The sequence below is a fragment of the Roseiconus nitratireducens genome, from assembly GCF_008629675.1.
Classification (GTDB): Bacteria; Planctomycetota; Planctomycetia; order Pirellulales; family Pirellulaceae; genus Stieleria; species Stieleria nitratireducens.
Map to the genome: position 1 here is coordinate 78920 of NZ_VWOX01000005.1, position 25012 is coordinate 103931.

At 60.2% G+C, this 25012-nt stretch carries 18 protein-coding genes; 6 read left to right on the forward strand and 12 right to left on the reverse strand.

Annotation, left to right across the window (positions count from 1 at the left end):
* Window positions 1-8: 8 nt before the first annotated feature.
* The 3 genes from FYK55_RS10490 to FYK55_RS10500 form a co-directional block, all read right to left on the reverse strand.
* Window positions 9-1283 (reverse strand): hypothetical protein, encoded by a 1275-nt coding sequence (locus FYK55_RS10490; protein ID WP_150076375.1) that lies wholly within the window; start codon window positions 1281-1283, stop codon window positions 9-11.
* A gap of 226 nt (window positions 1284-1509) precedes the next feature.
* Window positions 1510-2688, reverse strand: coding sequence for a metallophosphoesterase (locus FYK55_RS10495; RefSeq protein ID WP_150076376.1), 1179 nt, complete (start codon window positions 2686-2688; stop codon window positions 1510-1512).
* A 28-nt stretch (window positions 2689-2716) separates the two neighbouring features.
* The gene (locus FYK55_RS10500; RefSeq protein ID WP_161604421.1) at window positions 2717-3247 is read right to left on the reverse strand and encodes a SixA phosphatase family protein; all 531 of its coding nucleotides are present in this window, start codon (window positions 3245-3247) and stop codon (window positions 2717-2719) included.
* Between the two features lie 94 nt (window positions 3248-3341).
* On the opposite strand from FYK55_RS10500, the gene FYK55_RS10505 reads away from it, so the two are divergent.
* Window positions 3342-4703 (forward strand): outer membrane protein assembly factor BamB family protein, encoded by a 1362-nt coding sequence (locus tag FYK55_RS10505; RefSeq protein ID WP_150076378.1) that lies wholly within the window; start codon window positions 3342-3344, stop codon window positions 4701-4703.
* Window positions 4704-4924: 221 nt separating this feature from the next.
* Here the strand turns inward: FYK55_RS10505 and FYK55_RS10510 are convergent, their stop codons facing one another.
* Both FYK55_RS10510 and FYK55_RS10515 read right to left on the reverse strand, forming a co-directional pair.
* Entirely contained in the window at window positions 4925-6466 is a 1542-nt protein-coding gene (locus FYK55_RS10510; RefSeq protein WP_161604422.1) for a BBP7 family outer membrane beta-barrel protein, read from the reverse strand.
* 605 nt (window positions 6467-7071) lie between these two features.
* Window positions 7072-7728 carry a HEAT repeat domain-containing protein gene (locus FYK55_RS10515; RefSeq protein WP_235908586.1) on the reverse strand — a complete coding sequence of 219 codons (657 nt, stop codon included), beginning with the start codon at window positions 7726-7728 and terminating at the stop codon, window positions 7072-7074.
* 514 nt (window positions 7729-8242) lie between these two features.
* Here FYK55_RS10515 and FYK55_RS10520 point away from each other — a divergent pair.
* A complete protein-coding gene (locus FYK55_RS10520; protein ID WP_150076381.1) occupies window positions 8243-10825 on the forward strand; it encodes a DEAD/DEAH box helicase in 2583 nt (860 codons plus the stop codon).
* 122 nt (window positions 10826-10947) lie between these two features.
* Window positions 10948-12675: an ArnT family glycosyltransferase gene (locus FYK55_RS10525; protein ID WP_161604423.1), complete on the forward strand. Its 1728-nt coding sequence runs from the start codon at window positions 10948-10950 to the stop codon at window positions 12673-12675.
* A gap of 77 nt (window positions 12676-12752) precedes the next feature.
* Here the strand turns inward: FYK55_RS10525 and FYK55_RS10530 are convergent, their stop codons facing one another.
* From FYK55_RS10530 to hemL, 3 genes are read right to left on the reverse strand one after another with little or no spacing between them, the layout of a single operon-like run.
* Complete coding sequence (locus tag FYK55_RS10530) at window positions 12753-13472, reverse strand: class I SAM-dependent methyltransferase (protein WP_150076383.1); 720 nt, start codon at window positions 13470-13472, stop codon at window positions 12753-12755.
* Entirely contained in the window at window positions 13397-14440 is a 1044-nt protein-coding gene (locus tag FYK55_RS10535) for a glycosyltransferase family 2 protein (RefSeq protein ID WP_150076384.1), read from the reverse strand. The genes FYK55_RS10530 and FYK55_RS10535 overlap by 76 nt, the downstream gene beginning before the upstream one ends.
* A 58-nt stretch (window positions 14441-14498) precedes the next feature.
* Window positions 14499-15800: a glutamate-1-semialdehyde 2,1-aminomutase gene (gene hemL / locus FYK55_RS10540; RefSeq protein WP_261344952.1), complete on the reverse strand. Its 1302-nt coding sequence runs from the start codon at window positions 15798-15800 to the stop codon at window positions 14499-14501.
* A gap of 237 nt (window positions 15801-16037) precedes the next feature.
* Here hemL and FYK55_RS10545 point away from each other — a divergent pair, with 237 nt between their 5' ends.
* Entirely contained in the window at window positions 16038-16466 is a 429-nt protein-coding gene (locus FYK55_RS10545; protein ID WP_150076385.1) for a hypothetical protein, read from the forward strand.
* Complete coding sequence (locus tag FYK55_RS10550; RefSeq protein ID WP_150076386.1) at window positions 16459-17451, forward strand: zinc-dependent peptidase; 993 nt, start codon at window positions 16459-16461, stop codon at window positions 17449-17451. Before FYK55_RS10545 ends, FYK55_RS10550 begins: the two co-directional genes overlap by 8 nt.
* On the opposite strand, the gene FYK55_RS10555 is transcribed toward FYK55_RS10550, so the two are convergent.
* A complete protein-coding gene (locus FYK55_RS10555; RefSeq protein WP_150076387.1) occupies window positions 17452-18462 on the reverse strand; it encodes an NAD-dependent epimerase/dehydratase family protein in 1011 nt (336 codons plus the stop codon).
* Between the two features lie 431 nt (window positions 18463-18893).
* Between FYK55_RS10555 and FYK55_RS10560 the strand changes: the two genes are divergently transcribed.
* The gene (locus FYK55_RS10560) at window positions 18894-20126 is read left to right on the forward strand and encodes a hypothetical protein (RefSeq protein ID WP_150076388.1); all 1233 of its coding nucleotides are present in this window, start codon (window positions 18894-18896) and stop codon (window positions 20124-20126) included.
* A gap of 304 nt (window positions 20127-20430) precedes the next feature.
* Here the strand turns inward: FYK55_RS10560 and FYK55_RS10565 are convergent, their stop codons facing one another.
* From FYK55_RS10565 to FYK55_RS10575, 3 genes are all read right to left on the reverse strand, one after another.
* Window positions 20431-22242, reverse strand: coding sequence for a DUF1598 domain-containing protein (locus tag FYK55_RS10565; RefSeq protein WP_150076389.1), 1812 nt, complete (start codon window positions 22240-22242; stop codon window positions 20431-20433).
* A gap of 232 nt (window positions 22243-22474) precedes the next feature.
* Window positions 22475-23245 carry an arginyltransferase gene (locus FYK55_RS10570; RefSeq protein WP_150076390.1) on the reverse strand — a complete coding sequence of 257 codons (771 nt, stop codon included), beginning with the start codon at window positions 23243-23245 and terminating at the stop codon, window positions 22475-22477.
* Between the two features lie 87 nt (window positions 23246-23332).
* The gene (locus FYK55_RS10575; protein ID WP_150076391.1) at window positions 23333-24718 is read right to left on the reverse strand and encodes a DUF1598 domain-containing protein; all 1386 of its coding nucleotides are present in this window, start codon (window positions 24716-24718) and stop codon (window positions 23333-23335) included.
* Window positions 24719-25012: the final 294 nt, after the last annotated feature.

Below are 25012 nucleotides of genomic sequence, written 5' to 3' on the forward strand. Positions count from 1 at the left end.
AGACTCGGTCAGCCGAACTCGGTGCGGGCTTGCGTCACGTCGCGTGATTGCGATTCTTCGGCTTCGCACATGCGGAACTCACACAGTTCCATCCACCGTTGCAATGCCCCGTCATAGCGGCGGCTGACGTGAAACTCCAGCGGTCCGTACTCCGCTGTTTCCATCCACAACGTGTGCGCGATCCAGCCGCGGCGGATTTCCGGGGTGCTCACGACATCCAGTGGATAGTCCTGGCCTCCCAGCAAGCCCCAGGGGGACGCCACCCAACGTTCTTGGTCCTTCGCCAGCCGCCAGCGGCTTTTGGCGACAAACGGATCCCGGCTGGCCTTTGGAAACGCCACCAGCGAAGCCGCATGGGGTCGGCCGTAGGATTTCCAAACCATCGACAACAGAGGATCGAAAAACATCGTTCGGTAGAACGTCAACCGACGGCTGACCCACCGGAAGACCAGCAACGCGGCAAACAGGATTCCCAGATTCACGAGGGTCGCGATGGTGGGACTCATGGCGTACAAGGCCAACAACGCCGCGCAGATCGTTTTGTTGCCGATCTCGAAGAGGGCATCGATTGCCGGCACCGGCGTCAACCAGATCAGTACCTCAAAAAAGAACTTCACACTATTGATCACGATCAGGTTGATCACCATCGCAATCATCAGCAGCGTTTGTGCGGTAAAGGACAGCACGCCCAGCTGAACCACGGCGACAGGTGCCGGTTCGGCATCCACGCTGGCCAGAATCTTGATGACCAACAGAATGATGATCACCGAGTACGCCTCGACTTGGTCCATCGCCTGGGCGAATGGTTTGCTGACCTTGGACAGCCGCGGAATGCTGGTCAAAACTGTCAGGATCAGGAACACCACGAAGACCGATTCGTGATGGAGCGGCCCCGCGTTGGACAGCAACGCGTTGTCGGTCACCCAGGCGGGTCCCCAGAGTGCCAACCCGGACAGGACGGTCAGTCCGAAAAACGGCGACAACGCGATGGGTGCCAGAGGGCCCAGCCAATCGGCCAAATGCAACGATTCCACAAAGGTATTGGCCGACGCGATCTCGCTGGCCCCAAAGTCGTCCCGCCGAAGCGGTGCGGGAATCGACGCATCCATTTCTGACGCGGCTTGCTCGTCCGGAATCGCTTTCGTCGAACGGTTGCCTGTCAGCTCTCCGGATGCCGGCGTCTCCGCGTTCTGGGCTCCTGCGCCAACGGCAAACCAGATCAAAAGTGCAATGATCGACAAAGCGATTCTAAGTCGCGCAAATCGAAATCGAAGACTTTCCATCGAACCTTTCCCCCAGCGGTGTTCCGCCGTTTGGACGACAAGCGAGTTTTCTGGCGTCTCGACAAGCGGGATCATTTCCGTCCGCCAGTCAATGAACGCTGGTCATCGCATGAACCGTGAAACGGTATTTTAAGAGCTTTGGTCTGATCGATGCGCCGCGGCAAGTCCAAGATGTGCGTTGACCATACCTTCGAATCCACCTACGCCTCTCACACTTGCAGCGGACTCACGGTCCGCTGGCTTCCATCCGGCGGAGAGTCAGCAGCGCCAATTCGGGACGGCAATTGATGCGGAACAAGTGAACGCCACCGAGCCCACGCGTCACAAACAAAGTCGTCGGACGCCGATAAAACTGCCCGGACGCATACCGGCTGCCATGAAAACTGGGACTGAGCACGGGTCCAATTAGGGGCAAACGGCCCTGTCCGCCATGCGTGTGCCCGGCCAACATCAGGTGCACGCCGTGGCGACGTGCCCAGCTAAACTGATCGGGGCTGTGGCTGAGCAGTAATCGAAACCGATCGGTCCCAGGCGTCAATTCCGGTCGCGCGTACCACGGGTGCTCATTGCCGATCAACTCGCAGGCAACGCCGTTCAACGTCCGGGGCATCACCTGACTGCCCAGATCGATCCAGCCGGCGCGATCCATCGCTTCGCGTGTTTCCCAAGAATCAACCACGCGGGTGTCGTGATTGCCAAGGATAAAGTGACAACCGTCCGGAGCTTCCGCAGGTGAGAAAATATCGACCAACCAGTCGATGCAAGACCGCTGGTCGATGATGTCTCCGGTCAGCGCAATCAGATTCGGTTTCAACTCCGTCGCTTTCTCGACCGCGAAAGACGCGTATTCGGGATGGATGTCACCGGTCAGGTGCACATCGCTGAGGTGGGCGATGCGGTAGCCGTCCAATTCCGGCGGCAATCCGATCACGGGCAATTCCACGCGTTCGACCGAAAGCTGCAGCAACTGATTCATTGGCATGCGTGACTGCCACGATGCCTTGGACGTCAAAGTCAACGGTCCGCTTCGATGTTGACGGACGTCGATGACATCGACGTCGCGGGGTGCCCGGACGCGATCGGAGGCCAGGTGGGGACGCGATAGCAGCCAGGGGATCCCCAACACCAACAAGCTGACCAGACAGCAAACCGAATACGTCACGATCCAGACGGGCAACACGTTCCAGGATCCCTGACCGCTGAGGTAGGTACGCAATGGATCCATTGCCGACGCCAGTGCGACCGCGGGAATACCAATCGTCGTCAGCAGGAAAAACTTGGTCAGGCCTTTGACGACTTTCCGCGGCCATCCGATGGCGTTGATCCGGTTGTAGATTGCGATGTGCAGCCCGCCATGCCCGATCAGGACCAGCAACAACAGCAACCACGGCAGGACGTCTCTCATGTTCCGCAAAGATTCAGCAAGGTAGCCGTCATGGGTCCAAGGCCTTGGGCCGCGTGAAGGCGACCAGCGGCAATCGGCTGTCGACCGACAGGCGATCCAACGCCGATCGCGACTCCCGCCCCGGTTTGTCTGCCTGAGTCGCCGGCAGATCAAAAATTGCCACCGCCGCCGTGGGCATTGGCAGCGACTGACCAGCCAAGATTGACGCCAATTCGGAGATCCCCGGATTGTGCGCCAGGATCATGATCGAACCTTGGTCGCAGTGGTCGCTGCGGACCGTTGCCAACATCGCCTCGGGAGAAGCCAAGTACAGCGACTTGCAAAACGAAACGATCGGTGTTTTCCCCCACCGCGTCAACATCAGCTCGGCGGTTTGTCGCGTCCGGGTGGCGGTGGAACAGAGGATGAGGTGCGGCACCGCATCCTGTTGGTCCAGCCAGTCGGCCATCCGCGGCGCGTCATGACGCCCGCGGGGTGACAACGGGCGGTCGTGGTCGGATAGCGCCGCATCGTCATGCGAACTTTTCGCGTGACGCATCAAAATCAGCTGGTTTGCCATGGTGCCCTTCGACCGGTTGTCCCGGGTATGATGAAATTCAGCGGGTGCCCCGGCGCCCGAAGCCCGACCCATTTCGCTTCCGGAGTGATTCAACATGTCCCAACCGTCCTTCCTTGTTCGGACCACGTGCGTGCTTATGACCTTCGGCGTCCTTCACACCGGCGGAACAGCGACCGCGGACGATTGGCCGGGTTGGCTGGGACCGTCACGCGACGGAGTTTACCGGGAATCGGGGATCGTCGACGAGATCCCTGAGGGTGGGTTGCCCTTCAAATGGCGGAAACCGATTGCCGGTGGCTACGCCGGCCCGGCAGTAGCCGACGGGAAGGTCTTTGTCTTCGACTATCAAACCTCGTCGGGCGAGCGGGTCAATGACCCCAACACCCGCGCCGAACTCAACGGACGTGAACGCTTGCTGGCATTGGATGCGTCGTCGGGTGACACACTCTGGGAGCACTCCTACGAATGCCCTTACGAAATCAGCTATCCGGCCGGTCCGCGATGCACGCCCACGGTCGACGGAGACCAGGTCTACATTTTGGGCGCCCAAGGTGACTTCCGCTGTCTGAATGTCGCCGACGGCAGCCTGGTGTGGAGCCGCAACTTGCCCAACGATTTTGGCGCCGAAGTCCCGATTTGGGGATTCGCTTCCCATCCGCTGGTCGCCGGAGACCTGGTTTACACCATGGTCGGCGGCAAAGGAAAAGACGGCCAGGGACAAGGCGTCGTCGCTTTCGAAAAGGCGACCGGCAAAGTGCGCTGGAAGGCGTTGGACGTGAGCGCCGGATACTGCGCTCCGCAGATCATCGAAGCCGGCGGAACCAAACAGTTAATCGTGTTTCACCCGCAAGGCGTCCAAAGCTTGGATCCGGCGACCGGTCAGTCCTACTGGGACGTTCCCATGAGTCCCTCCTATGAGATGTCGATCGCCCAGCCGATGCGCGACGGCGACCACCTGTACGCCAGTTCCATTCACGCCGAAGCGGTGATGATTGAACTGAACAGCACCCAGCCTGATGCCAAGGAACTGTGGCGGGGCGAAAACAAGAATGCCGTGCACTGCAGCAATGCGCCCCCTGCGTTCGTCGACGGCATCGTCTACGGCACCGACTGCACCCAGGGGGACTTGATCGCCGTGGATGGATCAAACGGTGACCGCTTGTGGGAAACCTTTCAACCGACCAAACCGGGCGAGGAACGCTTCATCAAACACGGCACCGCCTTCCTGACTCGCATCGGATCCAGCGATCGGTACTTGGTGATGAGCGAGAACGGCGACCTGATCATTGCCGAACTGACGGCCAAGGGTTATTCGGAGAAAGGCCGGATGCGCGCCGTCGAACCGACCAATGAGGCCTTCGGACGTCCGGTTGTCTGGACCTACCCCGCCTACGCAGGGCAAACGGCTTTCATGCGCAACGACAAAGAGATCGTCGCAATCGATCTCCGTCGCTGACGCCGGGTCCTGCGCGAAGCCAAAGTTGCCCATCCCGCGGCCGCGCGGCCCCTTCCCGAGCTTACAGCTCGACCCTCCCATCGCTGAGCATGGGAGGGTGAAGTCGTTGCAGCGGCGCGCCATCGAAGGATCGTTGATTCCGATTGCCGACAAGCAAAAAAAAACCCGCGCGGCATTGCGCCGCGCGGGCTTTCTTCGCGAATCCCTGTCGGGAGACTGGGTTACCAGAGGTATTCCAGGCCGACCGTGAAACCTTGCAGCACCAGATCGTCGTAGGCGATGCGGGGCGGTGCAACGGCTCCGGTCAGGGTCAACGGTTGCGTGTTCGGATCCAAGCCGCCATAGGCGATGTCGTCGACCGCGATGGCGAAGTATGAGGTCCGGAAGGTCCAGGAGTGGGCGAAGCGGTACACCATCTTCAGTTCAAAGTCGCTGATGAAGGTTCCTTTTCGGTCGCCCTCTTCGGCGAACTCGCTGCGAGCGACGAAAACCGGCGTTTCGTCGATGAACTGACCGGTGGGGATCGAATTGGCTCGCAGCGTCACGCGACGGTCCACGTCATTCTGCACCCAAGCCCCTTTCCATCCCAAGCCCATCGAGATCCCCGGGTAAACATTCCACCAGAAGTCGAAACCGGCTTGGGGGCCGAACAGATTGTTCTCGGTATCAGACAGGCTGGAGAAAAACCGGGGCAGGTTGCCGTTGACCGTGTCGTTGTCCAAGCCCGTCGTTTGATACAGCAATGAGTCGTCGTAGCGGAGATATCGCAGCCCGACCAGCCAGGAGCTTTGGAACCGGCAGTACGGGAACATCGTTCGCCGTCGGTAGTTCAGTTCGGCCGAGTGGAAGGAGCTTTCCGCATCCAGGCTCTGACGCAGCGACCGGTCGGTGTCGTCGAAGCCGCCACTGGGGTTGGTCCCGTAATCACTGATGAACGAGTACAGGTTCGGCGAGTCCGAAACAGCGGCTGCCCCGCCACTCCATTCGTTGCCGCCCATGTAGGTCAACTCCAGGTTGCTGCCGACGCCGAAGATCATTGCGGCCGACACGCGGACACCGCCCTGCAGATCGCTGGAGTCGATGTCGCCGAGAGACAGGACCGGATCACCATCAATTCCACGTGTCGTGACAACCCCCGGGACGCTGCCGCCCAGCTCGCGATCCATGATCAGTGCTTCAACACTGAGGTCATACCATCGCTGGTTGCACAAGCTGGCACCCTCGTAGGGCTTCAAGCAGTCCAGGCATCCGGCCAGGACCGATCCGCAGTATCCGAAGGGGAGCTCGCGGCACGCCGTGCAGCCAGCACCGCGGCAGAACAGACACGGCGTCCCGCCATGCTGCCGCCATTTTTCCAGCAAGCCGCCGCCGCCCAGAAGGCTGTGGCATCCACAGCCACTGCCGCTGCCGCAGGTCCCGCACACTTGCATGGACTGCGCGGGTTGATAGCCGCCGCCCATGCCCATCATCATTGGCATGCTGTCACAGGCTCCGCTCGCACATCCACCAGCGTTGTAGCCGACGGGCATGACCTGCGAAGGCGACGCCAGCGGCGGCATGCCGGCTGGCACCACAAATCCGCTGGCATCGAAATCGTAGTTGGCTTGCGACACGCGGCTTTGGGCGCTGGCCGGCTCGGCCGCCAAAAGCGCCATCGCGGTGCCGATCACCGTGATCACCGGGATCAGATGCCGTCGCAATGCCGCTGCGGACGATCGGGCGGTTCGGTCCGGGTCATGCAAGAGTCTGTAGGGGTTGGCCATGTTTCGAATCATTCGGTGCATCGCAAACGTCTCCGCGGTCACAGCCGCCTGGCAGTGGGGGCTCGTTCGCCCGAGCCAATGTGGACGATTTCGCCACGCTGGAATCCCGAGCCACATATAGTTGGGAGAAAGCACCGTCGTCAGCCGCACGGCTGGCGTCTCGTCAGCTCTCAACCCTGACAGCAGGTGCTGCAAGGCTGCTCGCCGACCAGTCGCCCCTTCCCCCCGGATAGGTCACTTTGTTGCGGTTCTCTCCATCGTGGCCAGCCCGCTATCACCGCATTGAGCGGCACAAAAGGCATCACCAACAGGTCGAGAAAAATCGCTTCAGGCGGAGTTATCGGCACAGACGGCCCCGGACGTTTGCTTATTTCCGGTAGAACCGCTGAGGAAAAGTGTGACGATCACCGGAATTAGCCCGGTCGTCCCCTTTGGCACGGCGACTTTTCCGAACAGTCAATCTGTTCGGCCCGCAGAAGTCGGTGGTCTGCCCCGCCGATAGAACGCGAGGGGCAGTGCAATGAGCGGTAAGATGTTGGCCGCCGGTTGAGACGCAGAAACCCGCGGCGATCGCCACTCGGCTCACGCAAAGTGGCACCGGCCAGTTAGCGCAGCGTTCGCTGCTCCTGGGCGTAACGAATTCGATCGGCGTCTCCGTCCACCGGATCCGGAGTGGCGGCGGGAGGTTGCATCTGATCCAGCGCCGCAATCCACTCTTGTGGACTGTCGCCAAAGTCCTTGCCGGTGACTCCACGAAGACTTTGGATGGCCAGATCCGTGGTCGCGGGATCCTGGTCCTGCAGCGCGATCCGAAGCGAATCCATTGGAATCGCCCCTTTGTGGTTTCCCAAAGCCTCGATCGCGGAGTTCTTCACGTCCAGTTCGGTGGTCGTGCCCACCGTGGATGCGAGCATTCGAGCCGCCTGAGGCTCGGAACGTCTTCCCAACGCCCGACAGGCCTCCATCTGGACCTTGACGTTTTCATCGCCCAAACCGCGCTGCACCAACTCAAGCGATTCCGATCCGTGAATCCGTCCGGCCGCAAGGACCGCCAGGCGACGCATCTCCGGACTGGGGTCGTTGTTCATGATGCGATTCAGGTGCCCCGCCCAGAAGGTCTGGTCTTTTTGCGACATGTCGCCGATTTGCGACGCCAAGGAGGCGAGCTCATCGCGGCGTTGGTTGTCGGTCACCCCGAGTGCCCGGTCCCGCTTCCATTCGCGCAGCGGAAAATAAGGATTGACGTGTTTGAGCGCGTACATTGGCCCATCCTGGCAGCCGGAAAATGCGGTGATGACACCGAGCACCAGGACAACGATCAGGCCCAGCCGACGTGAACGCTGCGGACGTGAACGCTGCGGAACACCAGGGCGCAGCGGCCTGAGGCCTGATCCGTTATCCCGCAAGGGATCGACAGCGCGTTTCTTCACCGCGGATTTCGCTGAGCAGAGCACAGAGACGGAAAACATTCAGATTCCAGAGCCGAGAATGAAAGGGGTGCGTCGGACCAGCCGCGCAATTCGTGCATTCACCGCCAGCATTAGCAAAGTCCAGCCCCCGCAGCCAAGCCCACTTCCAAAGGGTTCGTTGCCAGCCGAAGCCTGGCTCGCAGCGGGTTCCAAGGCCGGAGCCTTGGAACCAGGAAAAACACACCCCGCTCGTTCCCAGGCTCCCGCCTGGGAACGCACTGAACCCTGGCTCCGCCAGCCCCCCGACCTCGACCGCCCCACACCGTCGCCATGCACAGTCCAGCCTGTGGCTGTTAAAACAGAACCTATGAATCACACGCCCGAACCTTCCGCCGACTCCCCCGCGTCCCCTCTTGTCGACCCGGACCTGGATCGGGACAGCTTGGCGACCGAGTATTTTTCGCTGTTGCCCTACGAACCTTATCCCGTGCAAGAGGAGGCGATGCTGGCCTACTTTGCCGGAGATCCCGACCGGGGTGACCAGGGGGTGCTGGTTTGCGCCCCCACCGGGACGGGGAAAACGATGGTCGCCGAATCGGCCGTCTACGAGGCGCTGCGGACCGGCCGCCGGATGTACTACACGACGCCCCTGATCGCCCTGACCGATCAGAAGCTGGATGAATTGCGGGAGAGTGCGGCCAGGTGGGGTTTCGCCCCCGATCAGATCGGGCTGGTGACCGGAAACCGACGCGTCAACGCGGACGCCCCCGTGTTGGTTGTCGTCGCCGAGATCCTGCTCAATCGTCTCCTGAATCCGGAGAACTTTGATTTCTCCGACGTCACTTCGGTGGTGATGGACGAGTTTCACTCCTTCAACGATCCGGAACGCGGGATCGTTTGGGAGCTGACGTTGGGGCTGCTGCCCAAACACGTTCGCACCATGTTGCTCAGTGCGACCGTCGGCAATTCACTTCAGTTCACCTCCTGGCTTTCACGAGCCCACGATCGAAGGCTGCAGCTGGTCACGGGAAACGAACGCAAGGTGCCGCTTCAGTACGAATGGGTCGAAGACGAGATTCTGAATGACTTTGCGGAGAAGATTGCCGCGGGAGATGAAGAGCAGCGAAGGACACCGGCCCTCGTGTTTTGCTTTAGCCGATCCCAATGCTGGACCGTGGCCGAAATGCTGAAGGGCAAACGCTTGATTGACAAACAGCGGCAAGCGGAGCTCTCCGACTACCTGGAAGCCGCGGAGATGAGCGCCGGTGCCGGCCCAAAGCTGAAACAGATTCTGATGCGTGGCGTTGGTGTCCACCACGCCGGGGTGATGCCACGCTATCGCCGGATGGTCGAAGAACTTTTCCAGCGGAAACTGCTGGCGATGTGCGTTTGCACCGAGACCCTGGCGGCTGGAATCAATTTGCCGGCCCGGAGCGTGATTCTCCCCAGCCTATTAAAAGGTCCCAAGACGAAACGGAAACTGATCGACACCGCTTCGGCGCAACAGATCTTCGGGCGCGCCGGTCGACCGCAGTTTGACGATCGAGGCTATGTGTACGCGCTGGCACACGAAGACGATGTCAAACTGAACAAATGGCGTGAGAAGTTTGACTCGATCCCCGAAGACACCAAAGACCCCGGGCTGCTGAAGGCTAAGAAACAACTGAAAAAAAAGATGCCGAAGCGTCGGTCGGGAGAAACGTACTGGACCGAACAGCAGTTCCTGCAATTGCGCGAAGCGGACGCAGCCGATCTCTCCAGCCGCGGTCAGCTGCCCTGGAGGTTGTTGGCCTACCTGCTGGGCCGGGCCCCCAACGTCCAACAGCTGCGTGATCTGGTTGGCAAGCGTCTGATGACGCAGAAAAGAATCGAGGAGTCCCAAAAGGAACTGAATCGGATGCTGATCACCCTGTGGCAGGCCGACTACATCCAGCTAGATCCGACTCCGGTCCCCGCCGCTTCCAAAGAATCATCGCCCGCGGGTCCGGCGAAGGCGTCAAACAATAACGACCAGCCAGAATCGCCACCCGCGACGGGCGGATTGTTTGGCGAGATCCTGGACCAGATGCGTGATGAGACGCCTGACGACGTCGAAAAAGAAACCGCCGGAGAGAAAGACGACGAAACGCAAGCGGATGCGGCGAAAGGCGAAGCCGGCGATCAGAATCCGAAGCTGCGGCAAACCTTTGAATTGGACAATTACCGACCGATCGAAGCCCGGCCCACCGAGCGACTGGATCGGCTGGTCCATCTTCGCAGCATCAATCCGCTGTACGGCGTCTACCTGGCGGACTTGCTGGCCAACGCAGATCCGGAAGAACGTCTGGCGGCGCTGGAGAGTGTCTTGGAAGTTCCCGCCACGGTCGCCCGTTTGACCCGGGTCCCACCCCTGGAAGAGATGCCGCCCGGGAATCTGGCGGTATCCAAGTTGGATCCGGAACTACTGACGCTAGGGCTGGCGACTGCAGAAGAATTGGGCGCGAAAGCCGGCGAAGAAGACGACGAGGTGCGCGATCGCGGATTTGGCCGCGTGATGTTTGACGAACCGAGAGTCTGGCCGTTGACCATTGGCGAAAAAATTCACCGTCTGTTCCAACATGAGTTTCCGCGTGTCGACGGTGTCCGCATCCGGCCTGTCTGGATCGTTGGTGAACTCTTGAACTACGACGGTGACTTCAACAAATACGTCACCACCAAAAAGCTTCAAAAGGAAGAAGGAATCTTGCTGCGGCATTGTCTGCGAATGATCTTGTTCCTGGACGAAATGGCCAACGTTCCTCCCGAAGGCACCACCGTGGAAACCTGGGAAGACAAGCTGGATGAACTGGCCGACTTCTTGACGGAGTCGTGCCGCAAGGCTGATCCGCAAACGACCGACGAAGTCATTTCCAAGGAACACTCCGACGAAGACGATTTGGTGGCATCCGGACGACGCAATCAACCGAAGTGATTCCGGACGAGGTCCGATCGCGGAACGTCTCATTCCCGAGGCGTCTCGTGGGACGGGCCGAATTTTGACTGGCCGGATTCTGGACCAGGCTGAACTTTCAATCCGTTATCTGGAAGACTTTCTTGTCCCGATCCGCCGCCCTGTCTCTGTTGGCCTGCTTGGCGCTGTGCTGTCCGATTCTGATCGGGCAGCTTTGTTTTCAATCGTTTGATGCGTACGCCCACAATGACGATTTTCTGTACGCGCGTTGCACGCAGATTCTGATTGACGAAGGACGTTACCAACACGTTTCGCAACACGGGCAATTGGCCGCCAGCGTGGCAAGTCACTGCCTGTGGGGCGCCCTGGTTTGCCTGCCGACGGGATTTAGCTACGACCAGCTGCACTTGGCGGTGGGATTGGCGGCAACGCTTGGCGTCGTCGCAATCTATCTGGCCGCTCGGGAGCTGGGCGGCAGCCATCGCATCGCCCTGTTGTCAGCTATGGCAATGCTGGTTGGCCCCTTCTATTACGGCATGTCGTTCACCTTCATGACCGACGTCACGGCGGCGTCCATGGCGAGCATCGCGGTTTTCGGATACGCCCGCGGCGTCGTGCGTGACTCCATGGCGTGGCTGATTGTCGGCAGCATCGGCGCATCCCTGGCCATGTGGTCGCGTCAGACGCATCTTTGCGTGATCGCGGTGCCGACGATCGCGTTGATCGGGGACGCCTGGCATCGGCGGCGGTTCCGACGGGCCGCATTTGGCCTGCTGGCCAGTTGCGCATTGCCACTACTCAGCTTCCTCGTCTTCGAATTGGGTTGGCTGGTCCCAGGCGATGACGCGCGGGTGGGTATCGTTGACGTGGAAACCCGCGACTTGGCTTGGTTAAAACAGACCATCGTCTTCGTCTACGCCGGAGGCCTGCTGACCGGTTTGGCCGCCTTGCCGTTGTTGCCACTGCTTGTCGCTCGGGTTTGTCGTCCCGCCGAAAATGTCGCCCTGAGGAAGGCCCAATCGTGGGCAACGGGCCTGGTGGGACTGTTGTGGGCCGGGGTGTTCGCCGTGACCGGTTTGCGAACCTACATCACCCAGGCAACGGGCTACATCCTCTACAACGCTCACCTGGGGCCAATCCTGTTGGCCGACCAGGACGATCCGGGCAGGTGGAGCGACATCGGCGGAGTCTCTTGGCCGCCCTGGATCTGGCAGATCGTGACGGCTCTCAGCATCATCAGCCTGGCTCTGCTGGCAGGTTTGGCAGCAACCAGCATCGGACGATTGATTCGTCGGCCCCATGAATCCGGAGCCGTTGATGCCGTGCTTCGACGTGACTGGTTCATCGCCGGACTGATCGGGTGCATGCTTGCGGCATCGGCGGCCCTGTTGGCGATGGTGGAAATGGTCTACGACCGATACTGGATGTTGCTGTATCCCATGCTGTTTCCCTGGATCGGAAGTCAGCGAATCTTTCCGGCGGTGCCACCAGTGCGAACCGTTCGCGGAGTGACGGCGGCCGTCGCGGCCATGATCCTGTTGATGTTCACGATGTCATTCGTGTTCGTGCATGACTTTCTGGCGTGGAATGACGCCCGACACGATCAGGTACGCGTTTGGCTTGACCAAGGTCTAGCGGCCAGAGACTTCGATGCGGGCAACGGGATCAACGGCTGGCTGCGATCGGCGGAAGACGTTGCCACGCACGGTCGGCCGGGCGACGACACGCCCTTTTGGCGTGGCCTTGCGCAGCATGCGTTGGCGATTGGCCCACGGCCAGGCTGGGAGGTGGAGAAAACAATCTCCTGGCGATCCTGGGCCGCCGCAGGAAAACAATGCACGCTGTACGTTCTGAACAAACGCGGGCCTTGATCCTGTGCCGGTCCGGCAATGACCGGCGATTGCCCTGATCGCTTCACGCCCGTTCGGCGTAGCATTGACGACCGATTCTATTTTCCGCCGACGACCAACAAAGAACTGCCGAATGGCAGCTTCATCCAGCCGAACAGTCGGCGTTCGATTTCCGATCCCCAACGCAGCAACTGATTCACCGCGGCCGGTGGCACTTCGGCCGGACGCGGATCCGTGGGACGAATCTTTTCCTTCAGCCGCACACCGAGTTTCGCTGCGGCGACCCAGTGAAAAAAGTATTCGCAACGGTCTACGCGCAACGAGCACTCTTCGGCAAGTTTTCCGAACGAGCGTTTCGTGTAGCGGATGCGATGGTGGTTGATGTCGTCATGCTGCGTCCACAACTCGTTGAACGCGGGGACGGTGATGACCATCAGTCCGTCGTCTCGCAACAGCGTCAAGGCATGCCGCAGCGCCGTCCAGGGATCGTCCAGATGTTCCAGCACGTCCAACATCAACACCGCGGAAAATGGTTGCTGGGGCCGAAATGAAGCTTCGAACGGCCCCACGTGGATCCGCGATCGATGGGGGCCAATGGGGTCCACGATCGTTGGATCCTTCTCGACCCCCTGGACGTCGCCGAACCGCAACAGAGCATCGAAGAACAGCCCGTCACCGCAGCCGACATCCAGGATTCGAAGATCCGTCCGCCCCGCGGCGTAGCGGTCCAAGATCGAAAGGATCACCGATTCTCGACTTCGCCACCACCAATGTTGGTTGTAGAGTCGGCGGTACTGGAGGGCGTAGTCGGATTGCATGCGTCGTCCGCGCGAATGACCTGATCCACAATAAAACTTGGCCGACGCTTTACCTCTTCAAAAATCCGGCCCACGTACTCGCCAATCACCCCCAAGAATACCAGCTGGACCCCGGAGAAGAAGATCAACGTGATGACCAACGCGGTGTAGCCCTGAGGGGAGTCGCCTTGGACCAGTTTTCCGTACAGAGCGTGCGCGGCAATCAACAAGCTGACCAAGATCGCCACAAAACCAAGCAACGCCGCGGCACGCAGGGGCAATACCGAATGGGAAAAGATTCCGTCGACAGCCAGCCCCAGCAACCCCCGCCACGAGTATTTTGAATCGCCGTGCTGGCGTGCCTCACGTTCGATGGGAATCCCGACCTGGCGGAACCCGACCCAAGCCCTCAACCCGCGAAGATAGCGTTGCCGCTCCCCGGACGCATTCAGAAAATCGATCACGCGGCGTGACATCAAGCAGAAGTCGCCGGCATCCAACGGCATCGGCTGATCGGCCAATGCGCCCATCACCCGATAGAACAGAAAGTAACACGACCGCAACAGGACTCCTTCCTTGCGTTTCGCGCGGATCGCGTAAACCACATCAAATCCTTCGTGATACCGCTTCAACATTTCCGGGATTTGTTCGGGAGGATCTTGCAGGTCGCCGTCCATCAACACGCCAACCTGCCCGCGGGTGTGACGGAGTGCGGCCGCGCAAGCCGCCTGGTGCCCAAAATTCCGTGACAACGAAATGGCGACGACGCGTTCATCCTTCTCCGCGGCGCGACGCAGCAATTGGAAGGTCGCATCGGTGCTGCCGTCATCGACCAGCACGACCTCGTGACCGTCACCGGGCAACTGGTCCAACACGGCCAACACACGATCCAACAATACCTGCACGCCGTCGGCTTCGTTGTACAGCGGAATGGCGACGGACACGCTGGGTGGCGCCGATTCGCTCGTGGCGGCTTCGTTCAAGACCATCGCGGTTTCCAAATTCCAGGCTGGCAACCTTCAGACGATTGGGCGACGTCGGATCGCGTCAAAGGTTCCCCAGCACCTCTTCGGCGGCCGCGACGGTCTGGTCGATGATCGCCGGCGTGTGCAATGTGCTGAAGAAGAGCGCTTCGAATTGGCTGCAAGGCATGTAAATGCCTTTCTCAATCAATCCCCAAAAGTAGCGTCCAAATGCGTCGCGGTCGGACTGATCCGCCTGCGGCCAATTGCTGACGGGATGCTCATTGAAGAACAGCGTCAGCATGCTGCCGACGTGCTGCACCTGATGGGGAACACCGTGTTTGCTGGCAGCAGCACTCAACCCGGTCGCCAGCCGGTCGCCCATTTGGTCCAGGTATTCGTAGGGGGGATCCTCCGCCAGGCAGCTGAGCGTGGCACTCCCCGCCGCAACTGCCACGGGGTTCCCGCTTAGGGTGCCGGCCTGGAACACCTTTCCTGCCGGCAACACGTTGTCCATGATGTCGGCGCGACCGCCATAGGCACCCAACGGCAATCCGCCGCCAACGATTTTTCCTAAGGTGGTCATGTCCGGCACCACGCCGAAACGTTCCTGCGCTCCGCCCAACGCCAACCGGAATCCCGTCATCACTTCGTCAAAGATCAAGATGGCGCCGTCCTTCAACGTCGTTGCCCGGAGGGTTTCCAGGAATGTCTGGGTCGGCGGGACGCAGCCCATGTTGCCCACGACGGGTTCCAAGATCACCGCCGCGATCTCACCGGGATGCTGATCAAAGACGTTCTGCACCGCGCTGACATCGTTGTAGTTCAACACGATCGTGTCCTGCCCCGCACCCGGCGTCACACCCGGCGAATCGGGAACGCCCAAAGTCGCCGCGGCGCTGCCGGCAGAAACCAGCAGGCTGTCCACGTGTCCGTGGTAGTTGCCCGAAAACTTGATGATCTTGTTTCGGCCCGTCGCACCGCGCGCGACTCGGACGGCGCTCATCGTTGCTTCGGTCCCGCTGTTGACCAGACGGACTTTCTCGATGCTGGGCACCGCGTCGATGATTTGTTCGGCCAGCTGCGATTCAGCTTCGGTCGGAGCTCCAAAACTGGTGCCCTTGGCGATCGCCCGCTCAATCGCCTCGATGACCTGTGGCGGTCGATGTCCAAGAATCATGGGCCCCCAGGAACCGATGTAGTCGACGTACCGATTCCCATCGATGTCGTACAGGTAGGGGCCTTCGGCACGGTCGATGAACAGGGGCGATCCGCCGACGGCACCGAACGCTCGTGCCGGACTGTTGACCCCGCCGGGCATCAATTGACAGGCTCGCTGAAATGCGGCGGCGCTCTTGGCGCCGATGCGGTGGGTGGTTTCGGTCACGGTCTCAAGCTACCAAGTGGGAGAATCAAAAAGGCCAAGCGATATTGGTGGCCGGCTGACCGCCCATTGTCTCCGAACTTCGCATCAATGAAAGCCGCCCGGGCGGCATGACAATCCTGAAAATCGACGCCAAACCCGTAGAATGTTGTCGATCGCTCATGCCATCCAGCCTGAGAATCGCACCCAGGCGATTCGACAGCACCCCAACCGGGCCCGATTCAACCGCGAATTCCTGCCATGTCCAATCATCTGCAGACCGCGAATCGATTCGCCAAGGCACTCGACAAGGAGGACTACGCCACAGCCGGATCGCTGCTGAGTGAACGCTGCCGATACAATTGCCGGGGGGAGCGACACATCGGCCCCGAGGCGATCATCGCTGCCTACCAGGGCAACGGAAACGCGGCAAAGTCATTCGACGCAATTCGGTACGAAAGCCAAGTCGTCGCGGAATCACCCGAACGCTACCACGTGTCGTTCGTCGACCACATCACCCACGCAGGACTGCAGCACACTTTTCGCTGCGAACAATGGATCCAGTTGGACGAATCCGGTCAAATCTGCCAGATCGAACATCGGGATTTGCCGGGGCAGGTCGCTGCCTTGCAAGCGTTCCGATCGCGGTTGACACTTCATCACGACCCTGATTCGGATCAACATGCTTGAAACAGACGCCACCAATCGGACCAATCGCAGAAACGCATGGCTGTTATCGGCCGTCGTCGCGGCCGTGTTCTTGGGTTTGGGAGTTGTCTGGAAGTGGTGGCTGTTGGGACTTCCGTTGGCCGCACTGGCGTACTGGTTGTGGCGACGCCGCACGCGAAGGCGTCTGCAGATCATCGGCCAGCCGTTTCCGCCGGAGTACGAAACCGTTCTGCAGCAAAATGTGGCCTTTTTTCGCGCGTTGGACGATGCCGGACGCGAGCGATTCCGCAACCTGGTCAAAGTCTTCTTGGACGAAACGCCGATCACCGGCATCCGCACGGACGTGGACGCGGGAACGCGGGTTCTGGTCGCGGCCAGCGCGATCATCCCCACGTTCGGATTCGAGGACTGGGAATACTCTGGACTGGGCGAGGTGCTGGTGTATCCCAATGCCTTCGGAGACGACTTCAGCACCGAAGGTGACCATGCGTTGCAGCGTCGAACACTGGGGATGGTCGGTGTCGGACACCTCAGCGGTGTGATGATTCTGTCCAAACCCGACCTCTGGTCCGGTTTCACCAACCCCGATGACAAACGCAACGTGGGCATCCACGAGTTTGCCCACCTGGTCGACAAAGCAGACGGCGACGTCGACGGGATCCCCGCCGGAATGACTCTCGCGACCGCCGGCCCTTGGATCCAGTGGGTCGGTGAAGAACTGAAAAGCAGGCCGACCGGCCGGAATCACATCGACGACTACGCGTACACCAACGAAGCGGAATACTTCGCCGTGCTTTCGGAGTACTTCTTCGAGTCCCCCGAGGTGCTGCAAAAGAAAGCTCCCGAGTTGTACCAGATGATGCAGGGCATCTATCACCAGAACACGCGGCGTTTACTCTCCGGTGTTCCGAGTCGTCCCAAACGGATTCGGCGCAACGCCAAATGCCCTTGCGGCAGCGGCAAGAAATACAAGAACTGCTGCCGCAAAAAGTTGCGAAACGGCTGATCACAACTGGCCATTTTCGCGGTACCAGCGGACGGTCTGCTCGATGCGTTCTTGAAGAGACTGGCTGGCGGCAAACCCCAATTGCGATCTGGCTTTTTCACTGGAACATTCCCAACTGCGCACCACCGCCTCGCGGGCTTTATCGGACGAAAGAAACTGAGGCCGGCCCTTCAGTTTCCCAACCTGTTCGCTTCCCCAGGCAACGGTTCTTCCCACCCAGCGCCAAAGCGGCCAGACGATGACGCGACGGTTTTGAGCCGTCGCAATCCTGCGACCGAGTTGCCCATAGGTCGGAAACTCTCTGTCGTCGCAGGCCATGTAGACGCCAAGGCCGACGTCCGCTGGATCACTCGAAAGGCACTCTCCGGTGGTGCTGGCAATCAACAATTTCACCAGATCATCCACATAGACCATTGCCAACGGAGGCGTGCGGAATCCGATCGTGATGTGCACACCGGTTTTGGCAATCATTTGGTGCATCGGCAATGCGACCGCATCGTGGGGCCCAAAGACGATCCCCGGTCGAACGATCGTCGTTGGCAAATCCTTGGCAAACTCACGGAGCGAGTTCTCTCCGGCCAGCTTACTCCGGCCATAGTCGCTAACCGGTGCGGGGACGGTTTCTTCATCGACCGGCTGCCCCACCCTCGACGCCGGTCCGACCGCCGCAAGCGAAGACACGAAGACGAACCGGCGAAGCAACGTCATTCTCATACACGCCCGTGCAAGTCGCTCGGTGGCATCACAATTGACCTCGAACAATTGCCTCGCGCGCAAGGCGTGGGTCAAACCCGCTACGTGAAAGACAACGTCGCAATCTCGAAGGGCATCCTCGTACGTGGCACGTTTCTGCAAATCTCCCTCGATCAACTCAAACCCCGAGCGATACAGGTGGGTGGCACGCTTCCGATCCCGCACCAGGCAGACGACTTCGCAGTCCAAGCCGGCAAGATGGCTGGCGAGATGGCGTCCGACGAATCCGGTCGCTCCGGTCAAGAAAATCCGCTTCATGGTTGCGGGTGCCTTATCGGCCAATCCTCGATGATCATCTGGTAAGTCGTTCACGCTCGGGCCAGCGGTGAGACACGTTTCGGTCAGAACCTCGCGGAACAGCGCCACTCTAAGTGAGCCGCGTGGCGCTAGCCGCGGGTTTCCTCGCCACAACCGGCGGCTAGCGCCTTGCCGCTCATTGCGTTGCTAATCGCGGTGTTCTTGATTGAAAGTGGCGCCGTCTCCCTAGTCTACTTCGCGATCGACGCCGTTCGTACATGTCTTGAAAGAATGCCAATCCGGATCGATTCCCGCCAGACCGGCCAACCAACCCGCGCCACCGACCAATCGACTTGCGGACGAATGCACCGCTCCGGACCACCTGAATCCGCTAGAATCTTTCCAACAAGACGGACGCGTCCATCATTCGCCGCTGCGGCGATCAAGACGCCATGTCACATTTCAACCTCCAGTTCCCACTTGCAACGATTCTGAGCTGGAGGACGGAGCTCGTCTGTTTCTACACCTTCTCTTTGACGGGGGATCCGATGCGTCGGTTCATCAAACGGTCGTGCTGTCCTTCCGGTGCGTTATTGATGGCGTTGCTGGTCGTTTCCAACGCGACCGGTCAATTGCAAACGCCCACGGATGTTTATTCGCTCAAGCTGATTTCGGCCGACTTGGAGGACGCCGATAAGACGCTTGCGATGAAGGACCTGAACGACGATGACTTGTTGGATAAAAAAGAGATGGCCTCATTGCGATGGGCCGATGATGCAAAGAAGGTGGATTTGAACGGAGACGGCAAACTGACGCACTTGGAAATCGCAATTCACTTTGCTTCCGTTCGAGACGAGAAGGACGTCGAGCAGATCGATCGAACGGTCGCAAACCGCGCGATGCGGAAACATGATGCCAACCGGAATGGTCAGATCGATCCAGGCGAAATCAGCAGTGCCTGGCCGGAAGAACCTGACGAAATCGACGTCAATGGCGACGGCATTCTGACGCTGAATGAATTGACCGAAGCGTTCGCCTTCCGACGCGTGGTTCGGAGCGAGTTCGGGATCATTGGTGTCGATCAGGGATGGGCGATCAAACTTCGCAATCGATTCGATGAGAATCAGGACGGTGGCTTGAACAAACGTGAATGGGATGCGGCCCCCTTGCCCGATCGTCCCGAAAAGTTTGACGAAGACAAAGACGACCGTCTGTCATTGATGGAGATCGCCACCATGCTGGCCAAACACCGTCAATCTTTGGGGCTGACCGCCAAAGACCAACTTGCATCCAGAGCCTTGATCGGACGCTTCGATCGCGACGGCGACAGCAAAGTCACTTTGCCGGAATGGAAACCGTTGCAGGAGTCTTTCCCCGACCCGATTTCTGATTTGCTCAGCTACGACACGAATTCGGACGAAACGATTGAGTTGCTGGAAATCGAAAAGACGCTCAGCAAACGACGTGACGAAAAAGGCTACTCGGACAGCGACGCGGCGATGGCGAGGCGGTTGATCATGCGGCACGACCAGAACCGTGACCAACAGATCAAAGCCGACGAATTAAAGGAAGTCAGCGGCGGAGGGTACCTGGGAAAAGAGGACCTGCCACAGATCGATCGCGACGGCAACAAGGCCATCAACCAGGACGAATTGGCTCGCTACCTGGCGCGTGAAAAAGATTGATCGCCGCTGAATTGAAATGGCGGTTTCGAGTTTCTCCCACGCTCTGGCGAGCGTGGCTACTGATTGCGAAGGGTTCATCGCGTCACTTCCGAACCGTAGCTATCGTCGCCAGACAGTGCCCTGCCAGCTGGACAGCGCCACTTTCAATCAAAAAACACCGTGATTTGCAGTGCCATGAGCGGCAAGGCGCTAGCCGCCGGTCGAGGCGAGAAAACCCGCGGCTAGCGCCACGCGGCTCACCCAAAGTGGCGCTGTCCAGCCAGAGACTCCACGCCCGGACACTGCCAGAATCGACGCCGCCTGACTAAGGCGCCGACCGGGCATCCCACCACCAACGATTCACCGCTCGCGGTGCTCGTGAGGCCAGCCCCTGCTGAGCGGACAACGTCGGGTAAACCTCCACCTGCTTCGAAACCATTCGCGCGACATCGACGGCGACTCCGCCGGAAGCCAGCAGGATGTGATGGCGTTGCTTGCCCTGACGGACGGTGTGCATCGTCGCGATGGAATCGACCTGTTTGGGGGCGACCAGGGAGTAGTCCATCGAATCGTCTTCGATGGCGAGCGCCGCCGCCAATCGCCCGTGGGAATCGGGGTGACCGTGCTGCTGAATGGTTTGCGCCACGGCGGCCAATCGATACAAGGATTCCAGGGCGGCGAACACCGGGTAGTCGTCCCGAATCGCGTTCCAGTGCTGATTGAACTCTTCGACAAATCGTTGGCTGCGTGGATCAACGGTGACCGCGCCTCGGCTGCCATCGCGAAGGGCAAGTTGATTCTCTCCGCTGAGCGAAACGCCGCGCCCGGAAAGTTCGAAGACTTTGCGTTTCGCGTCTGCACGCAGAGCTTGCGGCTCCGCCTTGAACCACAGCCGCAACAACAATCCGTCCGGCGGCCCTTGATCAATCAGGGCATCGACCATTTGAAGGTAATTCCCCACCCCATCGGGCATCGGCCGCTGGCCGAGGGCCAACTGTTTCATCAAGCGGTCGGCTTCGACCATCAGCAAAGCCACCGGCGTATCACCTGCCGCCCCGAAAACCTCAATTCGCTGCCCTCCCAAGGCCGACTTCAACCGCTCGGCGGCAGCGCCAATGGGAATGGTCCCGGCGCGGATTTGCGCGGCCACTTCGGCCGCCGATCGCATCCCGTCGGGGGTCGGATCGATCGTGCATCCGAAGGCCGCTTGGGCTTGCGCCGCTGCCAGGCAGCGAGCCAGAAAATCGACCCGCAAAGTGGTGCGACCGCTGCTTCGATCGGTCAACCAACCGCGGTCATTGACGATTCCGCCCACCGGACCGGCCAGCACCACATCCTGGTCGTCAAAGACCAAGTATTGCACTTCCGACAGACCGGCCAGATTCGTCAGATCATCCCCCAACGGCAAGCCCGTGATCCGGCGGGCCGCGATCTCGTCTCGCAGACGACGCAATGAGACACACCGCATGTCCGACGGCTCGCGCCAGTCGGTTGCCCCGCCATCGGTATCCGTTGTCAGGTCATGAGCCAGTTTCGCCAGCGTCTCCCCTCCATCGGACGCCGATTGCACCGAGGTCACCGTCCCCTCCAGATCCACAAACACCCCTTGGGGATAGGGAGCCATGGTGCTGTTGCCCCCCAAAGCTTCCCACGTGTCCGGAGCGACCGTGGTTTCGATCAGGTTCATCAGAGAACTGAAGTCCGCGAACGAACTGCCGCCGGCCAGATCCGCTTGCTTTCCGATCGGAGCCTCGACCGCGAGACCCTGGCCGTCGTCGCCACCCCACTGGCCCCGCGCCGCTTGACGGGTTCGGTCAATCACTTCCCGTCGCCACGAAGGCGAATCGATTTGACGAAGCGTGGCAATCGCGGCGGCGGTCTCCCCCAACATGGACTGCCGGACCGCCAACCCGGCCAATGCCTCCTGGTCGGCCCCGGGCAGCGACTTCGCCAATGCGAATTCACCCGCGGCCGCGGCCTGGGCGATCGGCGTGGAGGACCGGTTGTCCGACTTCTGGGTAGCCGGTGGTTCAGCCCGCAGAACATTGCCCGGGACCGTCAAAGACCCCCAGGTCAACATCACCGCGAACAGGCACCCCACGGCGGGAATGGGACGGAGACTCCGCAGGCGTGACATGGCAAATCCCAACGACGATGTAAAGGAGCAGCGGCAGCGACAGATCACTACCGGGAATAGGAAAAACGAACGAGAGAAAAAATCATACCAAAGCAACCTTTCCTGGGATTGCGTCGTCCCCGGCGGGAACGCGAGCGAAGATCCGTTGCAAAATTGAACAACACCGCTGTCGCATTCTGCATCACCCTGTCGGCTATCAGACGGCCGGGCATCACTCTGTCGGAACTGGCAATCACACGGTCCGCCACTGTCCCGACAACAACCGTTGCTGCGGCCGGAAACGCTGCTTGTAATTCAGGTGGGAATTCGCAGCCACGTACAATCCGAGGTAGACGAACTGGCGATCAGACTGACGCGCCAACTCGATCTGTTTCAGGACTGCCAACGTTCCCAAACTGTATCGGGCGAACGCCGGGTCAAAGTGCGTGTAGACGGCGTTGATTGAACGTTGCCCGAAGTCAGCCACCGCCACGGCGACCACTTCGCCGTCATGTCGCATCACCAGCTCGCGGGTCTCGGCACAGGTATCGACAAGGAACTCATGATAGTCCGCTGGTCCGACCGGACCGGAGGAGGTCAGCGAACGTTGCTGGCGGTGCTGGTTGAAGAGACGAACGCGATCGCTGTCGACCGTCGGAACCGCCCATTCGAATTCCAGTTCCCGTTCGCCGCGATTGAGCACCCGTTGCATCGAGCGGGTGATCTGAAACTCGCGCACGTCCACCCTCGTGGGAACGCATTCACTGCACTGCGGACACTGCGTGCGATACAGCATCCGGCCGGAGCGTCGGTATCCCAGCGCCAGCAGTTCGTCTAAATCCGAGGGTGACAGCGGATGCCGCGGGTATTCCAACGGCATTCGAGCGATCCTTCCATCCAGATACGGACACGCCTGGAGCGAATCATAGACGACGACCAGCGGCGGTCGTGGGGGTGCGGAACGATCCGAACCCGAGCGAACCGGAAAGGCGCGATGGGAAGCTGTGATTCGCTGTTGGTCCATAAAAAAACACCGGCGCGCGAAACAACGGTCGTGCGCCAGTGTAGCAATGATTTTCTTATTCGCCGAACAAATCGGCGGTAAGCGGGATCAATCCCACCACCACTGACCGTCCTGCAAATCGGAGGGTCCGGCGGACTGTTTGACGTCGCTGGTCGCGGCTTGGTCCACGACCAGATTCTCGGGCGTCAGGGCTTTGCGGGGCTGCATCTGAACACCGCCACCCAGAGGCGTCATCAGCGTGTTGCCACGCCAGACGGCATTGACGGCCGTTTCGACTTGCTCGGGAGCCGTGCGGGTCTGGATCGAGTACTGGGATTCATCGCCCAGCACGGGCATTGCCCATTCGGCCTGACCGTAAAAGTCCTGTTCCTGGATGTAAGCGGCGACGATCGAAACATCCATCAGCTGCCGCAACTCCGCGTAGATTCTGACCCGCTGGGCAATTTCCGGAAACTGGCGGGTGAAATCCTGACAGAAGGCCTGGCTGGCTTTGTTGACGCGTTTGGTCGCGGTCCGCTGCCCGCCCGCCACGCGCTCGTTCTCGCCGACCAACTGCACACCACGCTCGTTGATCTTCATCGCCAAGCCGTCTTCGCTGACGGCGATGCCATCGTAGCGAGGTTGGAAATACCAACGCTCCATCGCGTTGGCAGCCACCGCGGCGGGATTCGCCCGGTCCACGTAGCTTTGAAACCGCATCGGCAGACGTTCCAAGCCGATGCCGATCAACTTCATGCGGTAGTCGGCCTCCACCAACACGCGAGCAAAGTGCGTGTCGTCTGGGATGCCGCGGATAGAAACGGTCTGCAGACCCAAATTGGTTTTCAGCCCTTGGGCCAAACGGGCCGCATCGCTCGGTTGGACGCGACCTCGCACCGAAGCCAGGAACTGCTGCATCCGCTGCAGTCCTTCCGGGGTCGGGTCGATCGAAACGCTGATCACGCCGGTTCCGGGTTGGCCCGGTGCGTAAGCTCGCAAGGCCGTGGTCAGGTCTTCCAGCAATACGGTCGGTCGCCCGGACTGGATCCCGACAAAGCGTTCGGTCGGGTCGGCCACATAGCCTTCGGCCGGTCCGGCGACGACGATGTCCTGCGTTTCGGGATAGTAGAAGACGTATTGAATCGCTGTCAGTCCGGCCAAAGCTTGCTGTTCTTCGCTCGGCTGACCGGCGGTGGCCAGTTGTTCTTTGACGGCGGCTTCCAACCGCTGCAGCGAGACCTTTCGCAGCGGGCTGGGACGCATCACTTCGTTGTCCCCGGCCTGACGAGCGGCCATCAATCGCTGATTGGCCAGCCGCGGATCGAATTGCCGAATCTTCAGCACACCCTTGGCGTCAACGTCCACACCGGCGATCGGCTGGGCGAAGTTAATATTGGTCCCACCGCCATTGTTTTGGGCGAAAGCGGCGGGTTGCGCAAAGACACACAGCGTGGCAACCGCCACGCCCAGCAAGGGACGGAAAAGTCGTGTCATCGGTAAAACCAAATTCGTTTTGCGACCAGGAAAAGCCGGCGCATGGGGAAAAGTCACTACTGGTGACAGTAATCAGTCTGTCGCGAAACGGCAAGAAACAAGCACAAATCGAGGGGATTTGGCCGCAGCGTTGGGTTTGGGATTCGGACGTTCCGCCGCCGCCAGCGGTCATCCGCTGCGCGACGAATGGCAATTTCCGTACCACACCGCGACGGTCGGAGGGCTTCTGACGGCTTTCCGGGGCCGCGACCAGTCCGCCGGTGGATTCCGGACGGCGTCGGAGCGGCCTTGTCG